The following is a 21,888-nucleotide window of genomic DNA, read 5'->3' on the forward strand; positions in this document are numbered from 1 at the left end:
CGCTGCCGACAGCGGTTTGCCCCATGCCCAGGCTGCCTGGGAGCTGTTCGACTCCCGTAGCGTCAAACCCTCCGGAGCAAGCGCATACAACAACTTCCCCAACTTCGCCCTGCTGCCACGTTCGGCGTCCACGATATACGTGGATCAATCACCTATCGAAAACCCGATACCGCCGAGGGCGACAAATCCACCCTCCACTTCTGCCACGCCCGCACCGAACACGTCGGCTCAACCGGTGGATGCTTCCAAACCCACCAGATCATCGGCGAACATCGTGTTGAAGCAGATTGGTCTTGACCCATTCTTCCGCGTCATGCGCAACGTGTCAGAAACATTTTCACCCCTTGGAACGTTGCGCCCTGCCACATCGCATGTCCGTGTTGCGACGAGCACACCTTCCGCCGCCGTCGGCACATCCGCGCCGCAAGCGCCCACTGTCGCTGCCACAACGACCGCAAAGTCGCTCCGTTTGGCTTTCATCCGCCCAATCGCAACCGTCGATTTGCGTCGGGACTGTCACGCTATTCCCGGTTCGTCCTATAACGTGAACAACAAGCGCCCGTTGGTCAGTGTCTGCCGACGCTCGGGCAAATCGATCAGCGAATAAAAGCGCTGCCAAACCAAGGGCGACCAGCGTCACCCGGATCAGCGGCAGGACCGGGTTTCCACCGAGCGCGCTCGCCAAGAACAAGTGCAACGGCACATCGCACTTTGGCTGCAACAGCCAGTCGGTTCCGCCAACGGGCGGCCGGCGTGATGCATGGTCTGCGCCTGCCGACCAGCGTAGCGGCACATCGACCAGCGGCCCCGTGACAGACGCGAAACAGGCACCTCACCGACCGATCCGATGGATGGAGGCCCAAGACGTGATGTGCTTTCCAGCACCGCTTCGCCCCGGAGCTACAGGTAGCCAAATCCGAGCACAATCAGCAAGTTGCCGATAAGCCACCCCATCGCCATGATCGCCGCGAGCCGTCTGATCTTGATGTTCCTCAAGCGCCAGATCACGTCGGCCAGCAGAAGCCACAAGCCGCTGAACACCACAATCGCAAAAACGCCCCAACCCAGGTGGCCTGAACTCCAGAAAAAATCATTCACGACCCACCCCACCTTCCGCAACAAGGGTTTCCCCCGCCCAGACTCGATCACCCGTTTTGACTAGAAGCTTGATCGTGGCGGGCAGCTCCAACACCACAGTACTGCCCAGCAATATCCTGCCGATCCGCTGGCCCCGCTCAATGACTTCCCCCGCCTTTACCCAGGTTTCGATGCGTCGCGCGGCGATGCTGGTAATAAGGCGTACGGCGATCGTTCCGGCATCCGTCGCGATCACCAGGCGTTTCTGGACGGGGCAAGACTTTTCCCGCAAAAACGCAAATCCCCGTCCCTCGCCGTCCATGAACTCGTCTCCGAGCCCCTCCACACCGAGGACCGTTCCACCCAGCGGACTACGCTGCACATGCATGTCCCAGAAGCTCAGCGCGATGACCAGGTAGCGCACATCGCCGTGGACGTCGGCGCTGGTGACCAGCCCATCGGCCGGCGCCACCATGCTGTTGCCCGGAGGGGCGATGCGCTCAGGGTCACTGTAGAAATGGCGCAGGAACGCGCGCTGATACTCACCCCGTTTCAGCCACATCCGGATTTGCGACTCCGGCCAGCGTTTGCGCGGCGGCAGCCATCGACGTATGAGCGGCGACGGGTACGGAAAATATAGCGCGCACAACGCAACAGCCCCGGTCAACAGGGAAAGGACCACAATCTGCAGTAGTAAAACCATCATTACACTCGCGGCTTGACCAGAATCCGGCAGCCCAGGGACATCGCGGCACTGTCCGGCAAGCGCGACAGACTAAGGCATAACTCCTACAACCCGAAAGTATCGGAGACACTTCGCGTCGCATAGCGTCCCGCCCATTGGGGCCGGTTTTGGCTTGCAAACGCGAACCTTAAGGGGGTTTACTGACGAGCGCGCAGCAGCGACGAGGGATTTCCATGAACCAGATCCTGACAACGGCATGGTGGGCTTTTTCAGGCAGCGCGCTGCTGCTCACTCCCGCAACGGCCCTTGCGGGAAGGATCGTGACTGATTACGTGGTCAGCCAGGACGCGAAAACGCAAGAGCGCGTACCCGTCACTTTTGGCCAGGTGTTCAAGAGCGGCGACGTGCCACGTGGCAGCACCATCGCCGCGGCCATACGTGGCGAACCCGTTGAGCTGCAGGTGGACGCGAAGGCCACCTATGGGGATGGTAGTCTGCGCCATGCCGTACTCACGGCTAACGTCGCCTCGTTGCCAGGCAACGCCAAGCGGGCCCTCGAGCTTTCCGCTACTGACGCATCCGCGGCGAAACAGTCCGTCCGTGTCGGGTTGCAACAACTGCTGGCGACGGATTACAACGCGAAAGTCCTGCTCCATATCAACGGCGAGGATTACACAGCCGATGCCCGCGCCCTGTTGCTGGAAGCTGCCCGTTCCGGCGCGTGCAAATCCTGGAACAAGCAATGCACGGTTTGGTTGGCCGGCCCACTGGTCAGCGAGTGGGTGGTCAATGGACCCGTGGCGAAAGCCGACGGAACCAAAGACCCAAACCTGAAAATCTACTTTTCCGTACGCGCTTATGCGCAAAGCAGCACTGGCGACATACAAAACGTATTGACCGACGTCATCGTTGAAAATACGTCAGCCTATGCGCCGCAGGCGCAACCGCAATATACGGCGACACTGACCTCAGGAAGTGCTACGTACACCACCTCTGCGCTGACGCAATACGCATATACCCGTTGGCACAAGACATTGTGGTGGAACGACCTCGAACCCAAAGTGTATTTGCAGCAAGACACCGGTTACATTCAAGCGAGCAAGGCGGTTTCACGCTACATGCCGCTGCAACCGGACGCGCAATTCCTGGACAGCCTGCGTCAGTCCTGCGCTCCACTGGATCATTGCGACCAGACGCAAAAGATGCACATGACCGGCGCACAGCAAGCAATAGGTCCACTTCCGCGCTGGACCAGCGTTTACATCATCGACCCGGATGTGCGCGCCTACAACTGGATGCTTGCCAACACCGACGCGCTGGGCGCATACGATATCCACTACAGGGACGCCGCGACCGGCTGGCCGGTAAGCATCCAGGAACACCCCAACGTCACCACCGCCGCCTGGACCTACGCCAATGCCGTGGCTGGCAGAGCGATGACCGGATCCGCTTCCAACCAGGCGCAGATCGCGGCCTATCGCCGCGATTTGCTACCCAATTGCGTGAACAACACCGTGGTCAAAGGATGTTCACCTGGATGGTATGGCACCGGCAGTCCGACGCTGTGGGACAACGCGCACCAGCCAGCCGAGTCTTATGTTCCGTATATGGTGACCGGTTCGTACTACTACATGTCGGAATTGGCATTCGCGGCCTCGCGAAACCAGCTTACATCGAACCCCCTGTATCGGGATTTTTCCCGCGGATTGATCGACAAAAGCTACAGCCAGGTGCGCGGCAAGGCATGGGTGTTGCGCCAGATGGCCGATGCCGCGTGGTTGCTGCCCGATACCTATCCGCTGAAGGCCGAATTCAACGCGACCGTGCGCAACTCACTTGAGGATTGGTATACACGATACGTGACGAGCGAAAGCAGCAACCCATTGCACCTAATGGACAGCGGCGCCACCTACCCGGTGAAGGATGCCTCCGGCAAGCTCACGGGGGAAAAAGCAATTGCGCCATGGATGCATGACTTCTTTACCTGGTCGGCGGGGCATGCGGCGGAACTCGGATTTCCGAAAGCGGCGGAACTTCGTGCCTGGCTGTCCAAGATGAACATCGAAATCATGACCGGATGGCAATCGGATCCCACCCACGGCTTTTGCTGGCTGCTCGCATCCGGCTACACGTTCGTGGTGAAAGACGCTGCAGGCAATTGGTTGCCTGACTACAAAGCGGTATACGCCGCGACATATCCCGATCTGGTGGGTCTGGAGTGCAACTCGGCAGCGATGGTGGCGGAAATGGCTAAGCAACAGAAACAACCGTGGAAGGCAGGGCAGATGCCCGGCTACGCATACTCACCCACGGGATTTCCGGCGAATCTTCAGGTGGGGCTGGCCGCAGCAGCTGACAGCGGGCTACCCAAAGCGCATGAGGCATGGGCAATTTTCCAGTCGCGCAGCATCCAACCCGAACCTCCGAAGAACGGTTACAACAATTATCCCAACTTCGCGATCCTGCCGCGTTCCTCCGCACATTGAACATGAGGTTGGTTTGAAACATCCCGAGCCAGTGGTTTGACCTTCAGCGTATCGTGCTACCTAGGAACCACGTCGTCAGCGGCAGCTTCGTGGCTTGCAGCAGGGTGCCGCTCTGCAACGTGGTCTGATGGCCGCAGGCTCGACACTGGTAGTAGGTTTGGCCGTCGCGCCGAAAGGTCGAACGGCGACGATCCGCGCAGGCCGGGCAGCGAAAGCCCTTGGGCCAGCGCGCGTGGTACAGCGCACGCCGGCACTTCGCCTCGGTGCCGTACCTCGCCATGAACTCCTTCATCGACAACCCTTCCTGAAACTGCACCCAGTTCATCGCCATGACTCGTGCCCTCGCTGCCATCATGGGCGCAGCTTCTGCTCACGCTGTCGCAGGGAGAGAGATTTCGAACTGAGGTTCGACGCTAATCAGGTTCTGTATTGGAGAGGGGTTCGGGGCAGGAAAACCCATATGCATGCGGTGACATCACACCTGCCCACCACCCTGCAATAGCCTCCGCCAGACGACTTCGACAGCCAGTGCGCGCCCCAGTGCCGTCGCATCCGGCAGTCGGGCAAGATCGAGCAGTGGATCCATCTGCCACTCTCCAGGCAAAATCGTGCGGTACCGCTGCAATAGCGCAGGAGCCACCTCGACATTCCGCAGCTTTCGGCGCGTAGCGTTGATCAGCGGACGCAGCGACACCGGGCGCGCGCAAGTCATCCATTCGGCTAATCGCGCCATCCAGCCCGGTCCGACATTGAACGGGAAGCCATAAGCCGAATCCTGTGCAGCGATCAACGGATGCAGCGCCGTGATCAGGCGGCTTTGCAGAATGCCCGCATTTTTCCAACGCAATGGCACTCGCAATGCCATGCTAACGGCTTCCAGATCCACCAGTGGAGTAGCGTAGTATCCGTGGCGTACTCCGACGCTGTTGTTCAATCCCATCCAGAAATGACAGCGAAAAAACGGATACAGCAACTCGACCTGCCTGCGCGTGAGGCGTTTTCCATCACCCCCAGCATGTGTCGCGATGTCGCGAATGGACGCGGCCAGTCTCTCTTCGTATTTATCCAGTCCGTCGGGCTCACGGAAAACACCGGTACTGAATCCGCGATAGAACGTCCGGACAATGTCCAGGGGGGAAAAATCACGGTCTGGCAAATGGAAAAAATTGCGGTAGATCTCGCCACCACCGCCGTTCAGCGCGATGCTGCCGTCTGCGGTTTGCTGAAGCCTCGTCTGGCGGTCGGCGCCTGGATCGCCGATACCGTCGCTGGGCAAACCGTCGAAGAACAGCGCGCTCTGCTCCAATGATTCCGTGGTGCACTCGGGCCGACCTCGATCCAGCACACGTTTGTCGATCGCATCGAGAGAGAGGCCCGTCGCCGCTGCCACGATCTTCGCGATGGCAACGTCCGCACTATCGGGATCACCGTAAACGAACAGCCGCGGTTGAATGCCGGCCGCCAAGAGCCCCGCAACGATCAGGCGGGAATCAAAGCCCCCCGACAGCGCTGCATTGACCGCGTTGGGAAATGCCGAAACCACTTCGGTGGAAATCACCCGCAAATGGCTGGAGATGGCATGAACAGCTTCGTCCAACGAAGCAAACGCAGGTTGGTCGGAAACCACGCCATCCGGAAAGCGCGCCCACATGCGACGCTGCTTGAGATCCCAAGCTTGGCCAACCGGCAGCAGATCGACCCCCCGCGCAACAGAATGACGCGAATGGGCCGCTCCCAACAAGACGTACTCGATCGCCGAACCCGCATCGATCTCGACGCGGGAAAGGTACGCGCAGGCCGCCAGCCAGCTCGTGCTGAAGAAGCATCCGTCGGCGCTGGCATGCAGCCGTACGAACCCCATCGGGTCGTTGAGCAGCAAACACTGGTTGGTCGTGTACAGAAAGAGCGCGAAGTTGCCCCGCAAAAGCGCCTCCTCCGGGCGCCCACCCGCTTCACATTCCTCCAGCAATATCTTCAAAGCGGCGTTGCCGAACACGCCCCGGTACCATAGCGGCCCGACGCAAACCCCGAAACAAGTTGGTGTGCGCACTTCGATCGGAGCCACTTGATCTTGTCCAGGAAACGTCCACGTGCGCAACCTGTCGCCGTTAAAGTTGAAACTGGATGCCTCGGCGAAACCCTGGCGCTGCAACGATGCCTCCGCACGGGCGACACCTTTTGCATCTGCGCCCTCGATTGCCACAAATAGCGCGTTGCGCATGTTCTGTTCCCTTGTCGATGGTGGCGCGATGACCAAAAGGGTCGCGAAGGAAGATCAGCTCGATTCCCGCAACTGATTTTCCAGCCGTCTTACCAGGGGCATGATTTGCCAATTCGCGTAGACGACACTAAGCCGTCCGCGTTGGCGATAGCTTCCGAGCTGGCACAATGCAAAGTACAACTGGACCCAACGCAACCCCTCCAGGAGGCCTGTCGCGCCATATCCGCGCAAAAACGCCTCCTCCGCCACCTGATATCGCCTAAGGGCTGCCGCACCATGATTTCCGCCAATTGCCATCCAGAGGTGGTTGAGGAACGGCGCAAGGTCATACGTGGCGGCCCCAATGATTCCCCAGTGGATGTCGAGCCCTACGCAAGAGCTGTGGTCGTAGAGCATGTTTTGCGGCTTGAAGTCACCGTGAATCCGGACCGCCCGCGTCTTCCAGGTTGCAAGTTTGATCCCTGACGTCGCCAGCAATTCAAGCGCTTTTTGCGCCCGCGCCGAGCAACGCAAAACGTCGCCATAGGTTTTCGACAGGTGATCAATTTTCTGGGTGACGCCCAAATCCACGCAGGGCCGCGGCTCATCGTCCGCATCGTGCAATTGAAGCAACCATTCTCCAGCCAGGCGAAACGCGCGAGCGAGCGCTGCGGCATCCAGTTGTCGCGCGGCACGCGCCAGGTCCGACCCAGCGAACCACTGCGTGACCAGAATGCCGTGTCCGGCCGCTTCGATGAAGCCAAGCGGCTTCAGGACTCCCATGTCCTCGTGCCGCGTATACGCACCATGCAAGTGACACAGTGTCGTGTACTCGTTCTTCAGCTCCGCGCAATGATCTGCCCGATATTGCTTTCCACCGCTGACTTTCGCGGCGACGCGATTGCCACACGCTTGGCAACGCAACTGATACACGGTCGAGTTCTGGCGGCGATCAGGCCGGGCGATCGCAACCCATTTACCCGCCCTTTGACAAAGCGGGCACCGCACGTGGCTATTAACGACGGCGACGGTCTGCGGCGTCTCCATGGAGCTATCCGAAAATGATGCGGCTGGTGCGGGGACCGAAACGCGAACCCATTCGATGCAATTCATGCAGCAAAGGATGGCGTACAAGGCGCACACAGATCAGCCATCCGGCACTGCCGCCCGCTATCGCCCCGGCGAATCCCATCACCAGATACCTGTCAAGCAAGCCTGGCCAGAACGCCACAATGGCAGGGACGACGCAGGTTGCGACACTGACCAGAACGCTCGGCACCAACGCCTTCACGCACCGATTGAACGCCAGCACGTCGAAGCGCTGCAACTCGCGGTAATAGAGCGCAGTTGCAACCACGTACACGAGAATCTGTGCTGCCGCCACTGCCTCAAGGCTGTGGAATGCGGCCGCGATCGTAATGCCAACGCGCGCAAGCTGGTACTGCACCTCGATGCGTGTCACGGTACGAACGTGACCCAGTGCCACCAGGAAGGAATTGCATTGGTAGGTCAACGTACCAACAATCGCGGCAGCGCACAGCCACCGCATCAATGGCACGGCAGCATCCCATTGGTGGCCAAACAGGATACGGATGATCGGGAAAGCCAGGATTATTCCCGCAGCGAAGAAGGGCCAGGTTATGCCGGTCAGGTAGACCAGCGATTTCAGGAAGAGTTGTGGTGCAGCGCCAGTCTCCCTGTGCTCACGCGCGAACGCGGGAAAAGCCACGTTGCCGATCGCGCCCAAAACGTTGGCGTTGTACATATTCACGATGCCGTAGCCTCGTGAATACATGCCCGTGGCGGCCATGCCCAACATGCGTCCGACCACAAGGTTTGCCGATTGATCGCCGACCTGGCGCGCAATGTCCGCGATGGTGCGGTTCGATCCGAAGTGGAAGACCCGCCTCCAGTGCACCAGACTCAATCCGCCGACACGGTATTGCCAGCCCCACACGACACAGCCGGTCACCATGACCAGAATGCCGATGACAGATGACCAGGCCATGCTCATGTAGCTGAACCCAGCGTAGGCCAGTCCCACCGTAGAGCAACTGCGAGCGATGTTTTCCCCCAGGCGTATCTTGAGCAGTCTCCCGAATTCGAGATCGCGCTTCATCAGCGTCTGGCTGATCACCCCAAACGGCAAGAGCACGAAGACGAGGCTCACTACCCGCAATACATCGGTCACGCCTGGGTCACCGTAGAACCTGCCCGCGGCTCCGCTGAACCCGATGAGCAATAGCGCCAGGGTCCAAGCGATTGCCAGGTTTATCGTGAACACGGTGCGGATTTTCGACTCGTCGAGTACATCCTCCTGGATGAGGAACTCGCTAACCCCGAAATCCCGCAACATCTGCACCAGTGCCACCAGACCGGCTGCTACGGAGTAAATGCCGATTTCGACCGGGGTCAGCAGGTGGCTGACGATGATGACACTGCCGAAAGTGAAAACCAGACTGACAATCGTCTGGATCAAAGACAACGACAACGCCTTGCGCAGGCTCCTTCTCGGCCTGCCGTCATTGACTGTCACTTCGAAGCAATCCTGCCGTCGCGCGTTGCTGCCGAAATCCTCAATGGCTCGGCGACAATGTAGACCGCCTCGCTTACCAAGGAGAAAAGCCGGTAGCGACGCACCTGGCGCAATCCCGATTGACGCAACAGGTGCTTGATCTGGGCATTGGTGATGGGGTGGTTCACTGAAGGTTGATGGCCCAGCCATCGCTTGATTTGCCGACGCAGGCGTTGGTACGCCGAATCCAGGCTGTGGTTGATCACCACGGTACTGCGGCTCACAGACGCCACTCCGGACAGAAATTCGATCTGCTGCTCAAGCGGAAAGTGCATCAATACCCTCGCGCAAAGTGCAGCATCGAATTGCGGCTCGGAAGGCCTCGTGGTCTTGACATCCCTGACTTCGCACGTGAAACGGTCGCCAAAGCGATCAAGACGCCGCCGCGCCACATCGAGCATTTCACCGGAAATGTCCAGACCATGCACTCGATAGCCCGCCTGAAGCAACGGCTCGGCCAGACGGCCGGTGCCACATGGTGCGTCGGCGATCCTGCTGTCCTTGGGGACCGACGCAAAGCATCGTGTGACCTTCCGCTTCTCGAGATAATTGAATATTCGTCCGGCCATGCTGGAAAAGCGCCTCCGATCATATTCGTTGGCAACCTGGCGGTTCTTGTAATGCTCGTCGGGATTCCAGTTCATCGGTGTGCCTTGGGGTGATTCAGTAGAGAAATTCTGGCGATCGCATACCGTTGCCGCGCCCGCGATCAGGGCTTTGTGGTGAATTGATCAAGAAGACCTGCGAGTGTTGCAGCGCCTTGGCTCCTTGCATACCCGGCGACCATTCCTGGATGGGCGCCCGGTTCGTTGCCGGCCCTCACGTCCCGGATGAAGCCTGGCAACTGCGCTGCGATGCCATTTGCATCGTCCATCGGCATTATCCTTGCTCCGCCTGTCTTGCGGAGCACTTCGGCGGTATCTCCCTTGCTGTCCACGAGCGCCAGGATCGGGCGGCCAATGCGCAGATATTCATACATCTTGGCCGGAATCTGCTGATTGAAGCGCGCCCCCTGAAACAGTAGCAGTGCATCGGCGCGCGACTGCTCCTCCAAAGCCTCCCTGTTGGAAACCGGCGGCTCGAATCTCACGAAGCTTTCCACCCCCAGACGCTGGATATCGCCGGCGTAAGCCGTATCAGACCCACTGGCACGCAACACAATCTGGAGGTCAGCCGGTGTCAAGGCACCGGCGTTGGCGAGGCGTGCAAGGGCCTCGAAAAACGGAATCGGGTTGCGACCATCGGCATAGAGCAGGCCGCTGTGGACAAGGATCAACGGCCGATTCATTGGAGAGCCGGGAAAAGGCAAGTCGCCGAAGGTGGATTCCTCGTAACCGTTTTCGATGAGCACGAATCGTTCGTGGGCATCCGCCTGCGGATAAGCCGCCGCGTAGTTGCGTCGCGCGCCCGGTGTCGTCAGCACAACTTTTGCAGCATCGCGACACACGCGTCGCTCCCAGCGGTGCTGCGATGCAAATGACCACGGATTCCCTGGCTCGACCGACGTCGAGACAGGGTCACGAAAATCCGCGATCCAGGGTAGCCCGGTCAGACGACTCAATGTGTGAGCGATGCAATGCGCGGTCATGATCGGATAGGTGGACCAGATGGCTCGTACCCGGTGACGCCTTATCAATCGCAAGCCCGAAACAACCGCCGCGACCCACCACGTTGCCCAGCGGTCCGGAGTGGCCATGAAACCCGGATATTTGCCGCCAAACGCAAGGTGGCGGCTAACATCCAGAGCAAACGCCCGATGAACCGCGCAATTTCCCGGGATGACCCCAGCAGCGACTGGCGCCGTTCGAGGATACGCGAAGTCTTGCGCGGTCAAGACAATCGGGTTCCAACCGTGATCCGGGAGGTGACGCACGAAACCGAGCGTGCGCAGATGTCCACTGCTCATGGCGGCAGGAGGGAAATGGAAAGCAACCATCAACACGGACTTATCCATGGGTCAGGTCGCTCCGCCGGACTAGAGCCGCCGACTTGCGTCGTCCGACGTGCGGAAAGCGGCCCCGCACAGAATCCGCGCTGACTCCCTCCTTCGATACACACGCCGCCAGAACAGCCGACAAGGCCATCAACTGATAGGCAAGGTCGAAATACGACATGGGTAGAAAGGCGCCGGATACCATGAAAGCCAACAGGCTGGCCTGCAGCATCGAAGCCAGATCAAACGCCCAACTCTGGTCGGGATTGCGCCGGGTCAGCTTGCGTACGCGGGCGCAATTGCGCCAGCTGATGAACAACAACGCCAGAAACAGGAGCAACCCAACGAACCCCTGCTCACCCAGCGCCCGGAAATAGATGCTATGCACGGCGCGCTGGATCGACCCGGAGGGCGCATAGGCGGACCACATTGATTCGCTCTGATAAACGTCGAAGCCACCACCGATCAACGGGCGATGCAGCGCCACATTGGTAGCAAACTTCCACGATTGGATACGCGTTTCGCCTGAGTCGGTCTTTTTGGCGTCTTGCAGGGTATGCATGCGCGCCGACCATTCCGGGGGCATGAAATGGATAGCTGTGGCGCCGATGACGGCCAAGGAAAGAATGACCGTGATCTTGTGTCGGCTTTTCAACAACAGTGCTACACCAACGATCGCGAGGCCTATCAGTCCCCCGCGTGAATAGGTGCCCAGCACTGCCACTCCGGTCAGAGCCATCGCGACACCCAAACCGATTCTCACGATCCTGTGCGAGGAGTGCAGTTGGAGATAGCGCATGAACGGCAAGGTCATGCACAAGGCAAGTGCCAATGCGTTGTTATCGCTGATGAACGTACCCGGCGGGCCCAGCACATGGTTGGAGCCACCGCGCAGCAGCGTGAACAGGCCACCCTTGAGCCCGTAGAAACCCAGTGAACAGACGATCATCCACACAAGCCAATGCATGCGCTCGCGAGTGTTAACCATGACCAGGGTCACGAACACCATGATCAGCACTTTCGCGAACTCCTGCCACTTCGTCCACGCCGAATCCGGCATGACGGCGAAAAGCGTACTGAGCCCCGTCCACAGCAAAAAGAGCAGCAACGTCACGCTCAAGGGGGAGCGCGGCACGCGTTTGCTCTCCTTGCTGAAGACCAAGCTGGCAAGCGTGGCAATCGCCACCAGCTGAACCCATGGAAAGGTGATGGCGAATCCGAAGCATAGCCTGTGCGGATTCATGTACCCGAGCCACGACCACACCAACAAGCCCCAATAGGGGCGCGTCAGGATGTACGGAATCATTCCGAAAATCAGCAGGGTAAGAGCGATGTCGCGCATGGCGCTAGTTCGCTTCCTGCTGCAAGAGAATCGCGTCCATGAAAAATTTGGCAGCCCAGTTGGGGTAGCGGTGCCTCATGTAGCCGCCCGATCGAGGGTGTGAGCCGGGCATGCCACCACGCACACCCATGTCCGCCGCGGTGAGATCCTGAATGGAAAGATTGAAACGTATCGCCCGATCGGCCGCGTCCAGGCCAAAGCGGTCCGCGGCCTGTGTCGCCAATCGGTGCCAGATGATGGCCATTTGCGCGTTGCCGGTAACACAGCTCCAGCGGGCCGCCGCACGCCACCCTGAATCCAGTCGTCCGGGCAATGCACCATCGCCGCGCTGACTTTTCGCCACCGCGTGAGCCATCCGACCGGCCACCTCGACGAAATGGCTGCTGTCGGCCAACAGCCCGACCTCCAGGATGCCGCGGATCGCGTAGGCTATGGTGTGCGTGAGCGGCCGATCGTTGTCCTCCAGATCGTTGTTCTCAAGCCAACCGTTTTCGTGCATCTGCGTGAGTGCCCACTGCACGTTTCGGACCGCGGCTTCCAGGTATCGCGGTTCATGCAGCTCCGTTCCTGCCTTGGCAAGCGCGAAAGCCACGCGGGTGTTGTAGGTATTCACGGTATGCGTGGCGAATGGTGACGCGAAGCGTCGCCACACCCCGTCAGGATCCTGTGCCGCGACGAGCCAGTCGGCAGCGCGCACGGCTGATTCGCGGAAACGCGCGTCCTGTGTGTGTTGCCATGCGGCCAGCCAGCCGAACAGGACCTGCCCCGTGTTGAATATCGTCGGAACGACCTGTGGGGCATCCATGGTGCCGGCACGTACACCTCCATCGGGCAACTGGATGTCCGATTCCCAGGCGGCCATGCGTACGGCCCGCTCGTAATATTCCGCTTTGCCCGAGGCCTCTGCATAACGGAAGAACGTCGGGATGATGTAGCCGGTGGTTTCCGGATAGGCGCCCGCCCAGCGGCGTTTCGCCGCGTCGTAGTAAGCGCTGACACCGCCATCGCCCGCAGCATCCTGGGCGCGGATGAGCCATTCGGCGGCAGCCTGCAGGCCGCGCTCTGCATCGACGGCGACCGGTAGTTTGCGCCCGAAAAAGAACCTGCTTAGCCCCTTCATTACTTGCTCCCTGCTGCCGACGATCCACGCAACAGCTTCAAAGTTCGGTTATACAACGCGCGCTGGACGCGACCCATGCTTTGTGCCAGGCCAGGCACCGGATCGCTCCAGCGCCACAAGGCGTCGGCTATCTGGTATCCGGCGGGATAGGCTTCGGCACCCGAATGGCCCTGCGCCGCCGCGGACTGGGAATCTTCCGATTGCACGCGCCAAACCACCGGTTTTTGGCCGCCGTTCGCGCGTGGAAGTGGCAAACCGACCTCGGAACACCAAGCAGCGTATGGCACGTTGGTGCCATTCAAGGTCGCCACCTCCTCCTGGTAGTCGGTGCGCCCGATGGTGGGTTCCACCATGCGAAACTCCCCGCTGCGCACGTCGCGTTTGTATTCCATGCTGGCCATGCCAACGACACCGGCGGCATGCATGAATTGCGCGGTTATCGCCGAAAGCTCGTCGTGGAACTCGGCAGCGGCCACACAACTGGCGGTACCCCCTACCTGGGGTGGCCATGAGCGAATCTTGCGTCCGGTGAAAGAGGCGGCGACGTGCCCATCCGGGTGCAGGTATTGCAGACAGAAGTAGATCGTCGAGTCCGGTCCTTCGATCCATTCCTGCACCACGATATCAGGCATCACCGGCAGGATCGTGCGAATCAGCTTCTGGGCATCGGGCAAGTTTTCCACGCGATAGGCCTTTTTGAATTGATGGCCGTAATCCGCGTTCCGCTCACCGGGCTTGACCACTACCGGAAATCGCAGATTCTCGATCGCGGGCAAGTCGGCGAGAGATCGGACATGCACCATCGGCGGAATGGGGCTGCCGAGCTTTTCGGCGAGCCGCTGGAAACCCTCTTTGTGCAGCAAGGCCTCCACGACCGGCTCCGGCGGAAGCGTGAGACGGTAAAGAGCGTCCAGTTGCTCGCGATGGCGGGAGATGGTTTTGACGGTCTCTTCCTGAGTCAGGAACAGGACGGGGCGGCTGCCTGCGAAGCGTGTCGCCGCAAGCTCGACGATGTCCTCTATCAATGTCTGGCCTTGCAACGATCGCACTTTCATGGCCGTGGCTGCGTTGGTACGCATCTCACATCGCCGTTCGTCAGTATCGAGTAGCCAGACCGGTACCTTTTCCCGAGCAAGACTACGCGCGACGCCCAGGCCATTCAGCCCGGCGCCAAGCACCACCGCAGGTGTCCGTGCCGTCATCGAATGTCCCCCGCGCCTGGGCGATGCCGGGCAATGGCGCCCGCATACACGGCCGGATAACGGCCCACGCTGGTCTCCCAATTGCGTTCGCTCTCGACGTACGCGCGGCCGTTGCTGATGATCTCCCCCCAGCTTTTCGGCACCTGCAGCAGCTCAACCAGGCAGCGCGCCAAGGCTTCATGCGACCCGGCCGAAAACAGGTGGCCGTTGTGGCCGTCGCGGATCAACTCGCGGTGGCCACCGACATCCGAGGCCACCACCAGCTTGCCCATCGCCATCGCCTCCAGCGGCTTCAGCGGGGTTACCAGATCCGTAAGCCGCATCGACGTGCGTGGATAGACCATCACGTCCATGGCGCTGTAATAGCGGGTCATTTCGCTCTGCGGCACGCGACCGGTGAAATGCACGGCGCCCTCGAGATGAAGCTCGGCAGCCAGTGCCTTCAGCGCCGCTTCCTGCGGGCCGCCACCCAGCAGCATCAGTCGCGCCTGCGGCACCGCCTTAAGTACGGCTGGCATCGCGCGCAACAGGAGATCGAGCCCCTCGTACGCATAGAACGAGCCGGCGAACCCCAGCGTGGCCCCGCGGGTCAGGCCATATTTCTGCACGATCCCGTTATCGGCGTCGGCGGTGAAGCGGAAGCGCGACAAATCCACGGCGTTGGGGATCACGGTGATCTTCTCAGCCGGAATGCCGCGTTCCAGCATGTCGCCGCGCAGACCTTCGCAGATCGTGGTCACGGCATTCGCCTGGCGCAGTGCCCGCGTTTCCATGGCGCGGGTGAGCCGGTAGCGCACACCCCACTCGCGCGCCGTACCTTGATCGACCGCCGCATCCTCCCAGAAGGCACGGACTTCGTAGACCACCGGGATGCCGGTGGCGCGGCCCACCGCCAGCGCGGGAAATGCATTGAGCACCGGCGAGTGCGCATGGATGATGTCGGGGCGCACCTCTTGCACCACCTCGGCGATGCGTTTCTGCAGCGCCGCCATCAGCGCGCGAAACTCCACCACCGGCAGCCTTGCCGCCAGGCCCGTGGCGGGAGGGGTGCGATGGAACATCCAGCCATCGACGGCCTCCTCGCGCTGCTGGCCACTGCCCTGTTTGGGCCCGGTCAACTGGAACGTCTCCCACCCCAGCGCACGCTGCTGGTTGAGGATGGCCAACGTACGGAAGGTGTATCCGCTGTGCAGTGGCAGCGAATGGTCGAGTACGTGCAGGATGCGCAACGGCCGGCCATGGGGCATGGTGGCGGATGCGGGTTGTCGCGTGACGGTTGAAATGTCGTTCATGTGCTCGATCCCGACGTCGGGCGAACTGCAGCCGACAGCACGCGGGCGTAGAGCGCGTTCTGTGCGTCGACCACGGGACGCCATCCAAGTGTTTCGCCATGTTGCCGCGTCGCCTTCCGATCCGGCTGGCGCGCGTGCAACGTGTTCCATGCCAATGCCAACGCTTCCGGGCGCCGTTCGCGGATCAGCTCGCCTGCCTGCGGAGTGGTGATCAGCTCGGGCACGCCGCCCACGGCCGTCGCCAGCACCGGCGTTCCGCAAGCGATGGATTCCAGCACGACATTGGGCATGCCCTCGCGGCTCGAGGCCAGCACCATGGCGTCGGCAACGTTGTAGTAACCGCACAACTGCGCGTGGGGAATCGCGCCCAGGAAGCGCACCCGCGCGGCCAGTCCAAGCCGATCGGCCAGCTGGCGCAGTTCATGCTCTTGCGGCCCCTTGCCCGCAATCAGCAGCGTCACGTCAGGCACCAGGGCGAGGGCCTCGATGACGATGTGTATGCCTTTCAGTTCGACCAGGTGGCTCACCGTCAGCCAGACCGGCCCCTGCACGCCGAGCTTTTCGCGCAGGGCCATACGGTCGCGCGGGGCGAAGCGCTGCAGATCGACGCCGTTGCGCAGCACCGTGATCCTGGCGCTGTCCACGTCCAGGTCGACGAGGCTGTCCTTCAACGCCTGCGACACGGTGATGAGCGCGGCAGCGCTTTGCGCGGCCCGCTGGATGCGGCGACGGGCCCGGCGGAAGCGCGGTATCCAGGTGACGTCGCTGCCGCGCGCGCTGATGACCACCGGTTTGTCGAGGGCCTCGCCAAGCCGCGCGGCCACCACGCCGTCGGGATAGAAATAATGCGCATCGATCAGATCGAAGCCCGGCTCCGCCACCAGCTTGCGCAGCAGGGGCAACACGGCCCGATACATGAGGAACGGCGTCACGTTCATGCCCAGCTTGGGAATGACGGGATAGCGCGGATGCAGGATGCGGATGCCATGGCGCGTTTCCTGTTTCGGTACCGCGGCGAACGTGGCATACGCTCCGAAAAACCGATGGCGAAACGGAAACCACGGCACCGGCGCCACGACGGTCGCCGTGATCCGCCCCGATGCCACGAGGTGGCGAAGCCGCTCCTCGACGAAGACGCCGTGGCCCGGCTGTGCCGCGTTGGGATACAGGCTGGTGAAAACCAGCAGGTGGATGGTGCGCCCGGCCGATGCATCGAATCGCGCACCGGGCCCATTGATCGGGGCGACGCCGGCGTTCAATGCAGCTGTCGCTGGGGCCGAGGTGGCGTCAGCCGGGTGGGTCGATTCGACCATCATGCGTCGACCTTCGCTTTATCGCTGATGCCTTGCTGGGTATGGCGCAGGAACGCATCCAGCATCAGCAATTTCCACAGCGTGGCACTGTGGTCGGCGCGGCCGGATGCATGCTCGCGCAGCAACTGCTCGAGCACCGACGGTTCGAAATAACCGCTCCTGGCCACCGCGCCACCGAGCAGGGCCTCGCGCACGCGCTGCGCGAGCGGGCCACGCAACCATGCGGCCAGCGGCACGCTGAAACCCATCTTCGTCCGGTACAGCACGTCGTGCGGAAGATCGGCTTCGAGCGCTTTCTTGAGGATGTACTTGCCCGTGCCGCCTTTCAGCTTCAACGCCGGTGGCAGGGTCGAGGCCCAGTCGACCAGCCGATGATCGAGCAGCGGTACGCGCACCTCCAGGCTGTGCGCCATGCTGGCGCGATCCACCTTGGTCAGGATGTCGCCAGGCAACCAGGTCTTCATGTCCAGGTATTGCGCCAGCGACAACGGGTGCCGGGTGGGCGCTTTCTCTGCATGCGCGCGGAACACTTCAAGCGCGCTGTAGCCCTTCAATTCCTGCTTGAAGCGCGTGCTGTAGAGACGTTGCCGCATCGCCGCGGAGGTGGTGCTGACGGTGTGGAAGTACGCCTCCACGTCGTCGCGGGCGAGCGCCTGCAACGTGGTTTTTGCGCGCAACGGACGCGGTGCCCAGTCGGCCTTGGGATAGAGCTTGCCCAGCAGGCCGAACAAGGGTTTGCGCAAGCCCAGCGGCAGGCGCGCACGCAGACTGCTTTCCCAGGCATGCATGCGATAACGCCGGTAACCGGCGAAGTTCTCGTCGCCGCCGTCGCCCGACAGCGCCACCGTCACCTGGGTGCGGGCCAGTTCGCAGACGCGGTAGGTCGGCAGCGCCGAGCTGTCGGAGAACGGCTCGTCATGGATGGCGGCCAGGGTATCGAGCAGCGCGTAGTCGTCGGAACCCACGCGGCGCTCGAAATGCTGGGTATGCAGATGCTGGGCGACCTGCCGGGCATAGACGGTTTCGTCGAAACCGTCGTGATCGAAACCGATGGAACAGGTGCGCACGGGCTGCGCCGAGGCGCGGCTCATGCTGGCGACCACCGCGCTGGAATCGACGCCGCCGGACAGGAACGCACCCAGCGGCACGTCAGACACCATCTGGCTCTTTACGGCGTCGTCGAGCAAGGCACGCAGCTTGGCGATGGCGCCGTCTGCCGTTTCGTCCGACGTGCGGTCGAATGAAACATCCCAATACTGGCGGACTGTCGGCTGGGCTTCTCCCGCACGCCAGGACAGCCAATGGCCGGGCGGCAGCTTGCGCACGCTGCGATAGATGCTCTTTGGGTCCGGCACGTAGCCCAGCGCCAGGTAATCTTCCAGTGCCTGTGGATCGAGCGTGCGGTCCACCTGCGGATGCGCCAGCACGCCCTTGAGCTCGGAGGCGAACACCAGGTCGCCGGCGCCGGTAAAACCGTAGTGCAGTGGCTTGATGCCGATCTGGTCGCGCGCCATGAAGATGCGCTGCGCGCGCACATCCCAGACCGCGAAGGCGAACATGCCGACCAGGCGCGACAGGCAATCCTCGCCCCACTGCTGCCAGGCGCGCAGCAATACTTCGGTGTCGCTGTGGCTTGTGAACACCACGCCCAGCGCTTCCAGTTCGGTCTTGAGCGAGGGGAAGTTGTACAGCTCGCCGTTGTAGATCAGCGCCAGCCCGGCCGCTTCATCCACCATCGGCTGCCGGCCGTGGGCCAGGTCGATGATGGACAGGCGACGATGGCCCAGCCCCACGCCATCGGCCACGAAGACACCGGCCTGGTCCGGGCCACGGTGTCGCTGGGCATCGCGCATCGCCAGCAACGTTCCCTCATCCGGTCGGCCCGGGTGCGACAACACGATTCCTGCCAGACCGCACATTCAATGCTCCCTCTGTCCAGCCATGCCGGACCTCGACCGCAATGGCACCGCGCCCGCCCGCCCGGCCAACAGCGCGTCGTAGAGCGCCACATAGCCGGCGACCATGGCGTCCAGGCTGAAGTGTCCCGCGGCCCGGGCGCACCCGGCTACACCATGCGCGCGGCGCAAGGCGGCGTCCGCCACGTAGGCTTCCAGCGCGTCCGCCAGCGCGCGGGCGTCACTGGCCGGCACCAGCGTGCCGGTAACGCCGTCGTCGACGACCGAGGCGACGCCACCGACGTCGGTGGCGACCACCGGCAGGCCGGCAGCCATCGCTTCCATCAGGGTGACCGGCATGCCTTCGGCGATGGACGACAGGACAAATACATCGCACTCGGCCAGCAGCGCCGGCACGTCATGGCGATTGCCGAGCAAACGCACCGTGTCGCCCAGGTCCAGCTGATCGATCTGCTGTTCCAAGGCCGCCCGTTGCGATCCTTCGCCGACGATGACCAGGCGACACGGCTGTGCGGTGTGCTTGTGCAGCAAGGCGAAGGCCTGCAACAGGCTGGCCTGGTCCTTGACCTTGTCCAGCCGCGCCACATGGCCGAGCAGTACGCTGCCCGCAGGGGCGAAATCGGCCAGCAACGGGCGCGTGCGTGGCTCGGTGCGAGGCACCTCGAACGCGGCCACGTCGATGCCGTTGGCGATGGATGCCACCTTCGACGGCTCGATTCCCGCGCGTTCAATGAGCCAGTGCTGCAGGTCGTCGGACACCGCGACAAAGCGGTCGATGAACGGCGCCATCCAGCTCCGCAGCCGTCGATACCTGACGTTGTCGCCGTTGGGATCGGCCGCGTCGCGACCGTGCTCGGCATGCACCAGGCGGCGCACGCCAGCCAGCTTCACCATGGGTGCCAGATCCAGCGTGCCGATGTTGTAGGTCTGCACCAGGTCGGGCTTCAGCCGACGCAGCGCCCGCCACAGGCGTACATGAGAGGCCCAGTCCTTGCCCGGCTTCTTGTCCAGCGAAAGGCAGGCCGTCACCGAATGGTCGATCTCGGCGCGCAGCGCGCCGAACCCGCACAGCGTGATCACCGCATGCCGGTAGATGTCGGTGGTCGCGTTGATCAACGACACGATGATGCGCTCCATCCCGCCGGTATCCAGCCGGTACAGCACGTGCACGATCAGGGGTTTGTCGTTCACGGCCGCCCCCCGGCAACGCCTGCGTCACGTGTGCCAGGCAAGTCCACCGATTCGTTCACGGGGAGTGCCCCGATGAAGGCACGCAAGCGTGCGCGCGCCTGCTCGGCGCCGCCATGCCCGACCGTGGTGGACAACGCCCACACCGACGATGGCGAGGATTTTCCGCGCAGCACGTCCCACGCCTGCAGCAATTTCGTCAGCGTCGCCGAGCGGGTGCAGCGGCTGCCCACGCAGTACCAGTGCCACACGAGTCGTGCATCCGCGCCGTCGCTCAGCCGCAACTCGCCGGCCGTCACGCTGCGCCCGTCGACCATTTCGACGGTTCGGCCGGCGCTGCTCAGCACATGCGACTGTGCCGGGTCGTACAGCCGGTTCTCGAACGTGATCAAGGTATGTCCGCGACGCGGTTTGCCGGTGTAGACGGCATGGAAAAGATCGACCAGCTCGCCATTGCCGTCGGCGCGATAGGCTGCCTTCGCCTCTCCGGCCGCGCCCGTGAACGCCGGCCGCCAGCCATCCGTCGCGGCAAGCGGGCCGCTCCAGCCGGGCACGGTTGGCGCCACCACGTGCAACTGCGGTACGGGCACCGCGGATGAGAGCTGGCTGGCGATGACCGGACCTGCCACCAGCAACACCAGCACCACCGGCCAGACCGCGAGGCGCGCGCGAGCCGGCGCCAGGGTGCTTGCCGGCTGTCGCTCGCGACGCACCGGGCGGTCGCGGAAAAACCAGCCGCCCAACAGAAGCAGCACCAGCACCGTGCCGAAAAACTGCCAGCCGAAAATCAGGTGATCGAGACCGGTGGCGTAGTGCAGGCCCCAGGTGTCGCCGATCAGTATCGTGAAATACACACGCAGCCCGTTCGCGATGATCGGCACCACGGCGGCCAGCGCCACGAACACCACCCGTTTGCGCCAGCGCTGGAACATCAGGTACGCATACAGGCAACCCAGTGCGCCGCAGGCAATGAAGAACTTCACCCCGCTGCAGGCGTCCGCCACCATCCACACCGCCGCGGGCGTGGTGATTTCCCTGCCGTTGAGCAACACGGGCGTCCCGGTCAGGTCCAGGGCCCGCACCGCAAAGTGGGCGGTGATGTCCTGCAGCGGGCCGACCAGGCCATCGCCCCAGGGCACGGCGAACACCACCAGGTAGCCCAGCGGAAACGCCAGTACCCACAACGCCCGCCAACCCCAGCAGGCCAGCACCAGCGCGGGAAACAGCGCCACCAGCGCAAAATGCTGCGGCAGGTTGATATCGAGCAGGTGGCCGACGTACCAGACGAAGACCAGGCCGGCGACGGCCAGCACACCCCAGGCGCTTGGCGTGGGCGGCAGCGCGCGCACCTCATGGCGCAGTTCAAACGCGATCCAGAGGCTGAGGGGCGGGATCAGGAACGCATACTGGTAGGTGCCGTCATGCTCCCACACCCACAACAGCGACATCACCGTCGACCAGTAGCACGCCAGCAACAGGAGAACGGCGACGCCGAACGCCACCCCGGCCAGCGTCCAGCCGGAGACACGCGGCGACATGCCGGCGAGCCGGGTCGGCGC

17 protein-coding genes and 1 pseudogene are annotated in these 21,888 nt (G+C 62.3%); 2 read left to right on the plus strand and 16 right to left on the minus strand.

The genetic code is table 11. The features are described from left to right. On the plus strand, positions 1-607 hold a 607-nt coding region (locus tag ABD017_RS08695), incomplete at its 5' end, for a hypothetical protein (RefSeq protein WP_343882243.1). 293 nt (positions 608-900) lie between these two features. Here ABD017_RS08695 and ABD017_RS08700 read toward each other — a convergent pair. Together ABD017_RS08700 and ABD017_RS08705 are read right to left on the minus strand one after the other, a co-directional pair. Further along, positions 901-1,098: a hypothetical protein gene (locus ABD017_RS08700; RefSeq protein ID WP_343882247.1), complete on the minus strand. Its 198-nt coding sequence runs from the start codon at positions 1,096-1,098 to the stop codon at positions 901-903. Continuing rightward, entirely contained in the window at positions 1,091-1,780 is a 690-nt protein-coding gene (locus tag ABD017_RS08705) for a phosphatidylserine decarboxylase (RefSeq protein ID WP_343882249.1), read from the minus strand. The genes ABD017_RS08700 and ABD017_RS08705 overlap by 8 nt, the downstream gene beginning before the upstream one ends. A gap of 215 nt (positions 1,781-1,995) precedes the next feature. Here ABD017_RS08705 and ABD017_RS08710 point away from each other — a divergent pair, with 215 nt between their 5' ends. Beyond that, positions 1,996-4,248 (plus strand): hypothetical protein, encoded by a 2,253-nt coding sequence (locus ABD017_RS08710; protein WP_343882251.1) that lies wholly within the window; start codon positions 1,996-1,998, stop codon positions 4,246-4,248. A 61-nt stretch (positions 4,249-4,309) separates the two neighbouring features. Here ABD017_RS08710 and ABD017_RS08715 read toward each other — a convergent pair. The 14 genes and pseudogenes from ABD017_RS08715 to xrtA all read right to left on the minus strand — a co-directional run. Continuing rightward, positions 4,310-4,579: pseudogene (locus ABD017_RS08715) on the minus strand (transposase); the annotation flags it as partial. 144 nt (positions 4,580-4,723) lie between these two features. Continuing rightward, on the minus strand, positions 4,724-6,469 hold the full coding sequence (locus ABD017_RS08720) for an asparagine synthetase B family protein (protein WP_343882253.1): 1,746 nt from the start codon (positions 6,467-6,469) through the stop codon (positions 4,724-4,726). 54 nt (positions 6,470-6,523) lie between these two features. Next, a complete protein-coding gene (locus ABD017_RS08725; RefSeq protein WP_343882255.1) occupies positions 6,524-7,495 on the minus strand; it encodes a phosphotransferase family protein in 972 nt (323 codons plus the stop codon). 4 nt (positions 7,496-7,499) lie between these two features. Further along, positions 7,500-8,984, minus strand: a complete 1,485-nt coding sequence (locus ABD017_RS08730) for a lipopolysaccharide biosynthesis protein (protein ID WP_343882258.1) — start codon at positions 8,982-8,984, stop codon at positions 7,500-7,502. Next, positions 8,981-9,667 carry a class I SAM-dependent methyltransferase gene (locus tag ABD017_RS08735; protein WP_343882260.1) on the minus strand — a complete coding sequence of 229 codons (687 nt, stop codon included), beginning with the start codon at positions 9,665-9,667 and terminating at the stop codon, positions 8,981-8,983. The genes ABD017_RS08730 and ABD017_RS08735 overlap by 4 nt, the downstream gene beginning before the upstream one ends. 65 nt (positions 9,668-9,732) lie before the next feature. After that, complete coding sequence (locus ABD017_RS08740) at positions 9,733-10,977, minus strand: glycosyltransferase (protein ID WP_343882263.1); 1,245 nt, start codon at positions 10,975-10,977, stop codon at positions 9,733-9,735. After that, entirely contained in the window at positions 10,970-12,298 is a 1,329-nt protein-coding gene (locus ABD017_RS08745) for a putative O-glycosylation ligase, exosortase A system-associated (RefSeq protein WP_343882265.1), read from the minus strand. The genes ABD017_RS08740 and ABD017_RS08745 overlap by 8 nt, the downstream gene beginning before the upstream one ends. 4 nt (positions 12,299-12,302) lie before the next feature. Next, complete coding sequence (locus ABD017_RS08750) at positions 12,303-13,418, minus strand: hypothetical protein (protein ID WP_343882268.1); 1,116 nt, start codon at positions 13,416-13,418, stop codon at positions 12,303-12,305. Then, positions 13,418-14,620 carry a carboxylate--amine ligase gene (locus ABD017_RS08755; RefSeq protein ID WP_343882271.1) on the minus strand — a complete coding sequence of 401 codons (1,203 nt, stop codon included), beginning with the start codon at positions 14,618-14,620 and terminating at the stop codon, positions 13,418-13,420. The genes ABD017_RS08750 and ABD017_RS08755 overlap by 1 nt, the downstream gene beginning before the upstream one ends. After that, on the minus strand, positions 14,617-15,912 hold the full coding sequence (locus tag ABD017_RS08760; RefSeq protein ID WP_343882274.1) for a TIGR04063 family PEP-CTERM/XrtA system glycosyltransferase: 1,296 nt from the start codon (positions 15,910-15,912) through the stop codon (positions 14,617-14,619). The genes ABD017_RS08755 and ABD017_RS08760 overlap by 4 nt, the downstream gene beginning before the upstream one ends. After that, entirely contained in the window at positions 15,909-17,228 is a 1,320-nt protein-coding gene (locus ABD017_RS08765) for a glycosyltransferase family 4 protein (RefSeq protein WP_343882276.1), read from the minus strand. The genes ABD017_RS08760 and ABD017_RS08765 overlap by 4 nt, the downstream gene beginning before the upstream one ends. Then, positions 17,225-19,144 carry an XrtA/PEP-CTERM system amidotransferase gene (locus tag ABD017_RS08770; protein ID WP_343882278.1) on the minus strand — a complete coding sequence of 640 codons (1,920 nt, stop codon included), beginning with the start codon at positions 19,142-19,144 and terminating at the stop codon, positions 17,225-17,227. The genes ABD017_RS08765 and ABD017_RS08770 overlap by 4 nt, the downstream gene beginning before the upstream one ends. Further along, positions 19,145-20,332, minus strand: coding sequence for a TIGR03088 family PEP-CTERM/XrtA system glycosyltransferase (locus ABD017_RS08775; RefSeq protein WP_343882280.1), 1,188 nt, complete (start codon positions 20,330-20,332; stop codon positions 19,145-19,147). It lies immediately after the preceding gene. Further along, complete coding sequence (gene xrtA / locus ABD017_RS08780) at positions 20,329-21,867, minus strand: exosortase A (protein ID WP_343882282.1); 1,539 nt, start codon at positions 21,865-21,867, stop codon at positions 20,329-20,331. Before xrtA ends, ABD017_RS08775 begins: the two co-directional genes overlap by 4 nt. Positions 21,868-21,888 lie beyond the last annotated feature (21 nt).

The organism is Rhodanobacter caeni (genome assembly GCF_039523575.1).
GTDB classification, from domain to species: Bacteria; Pseudomonadota; Gammaproteobacteria; order Xanthomonadales; family Rhodanobacteraceae; genus Rhodanobacter; species Rhodanobacter caeni.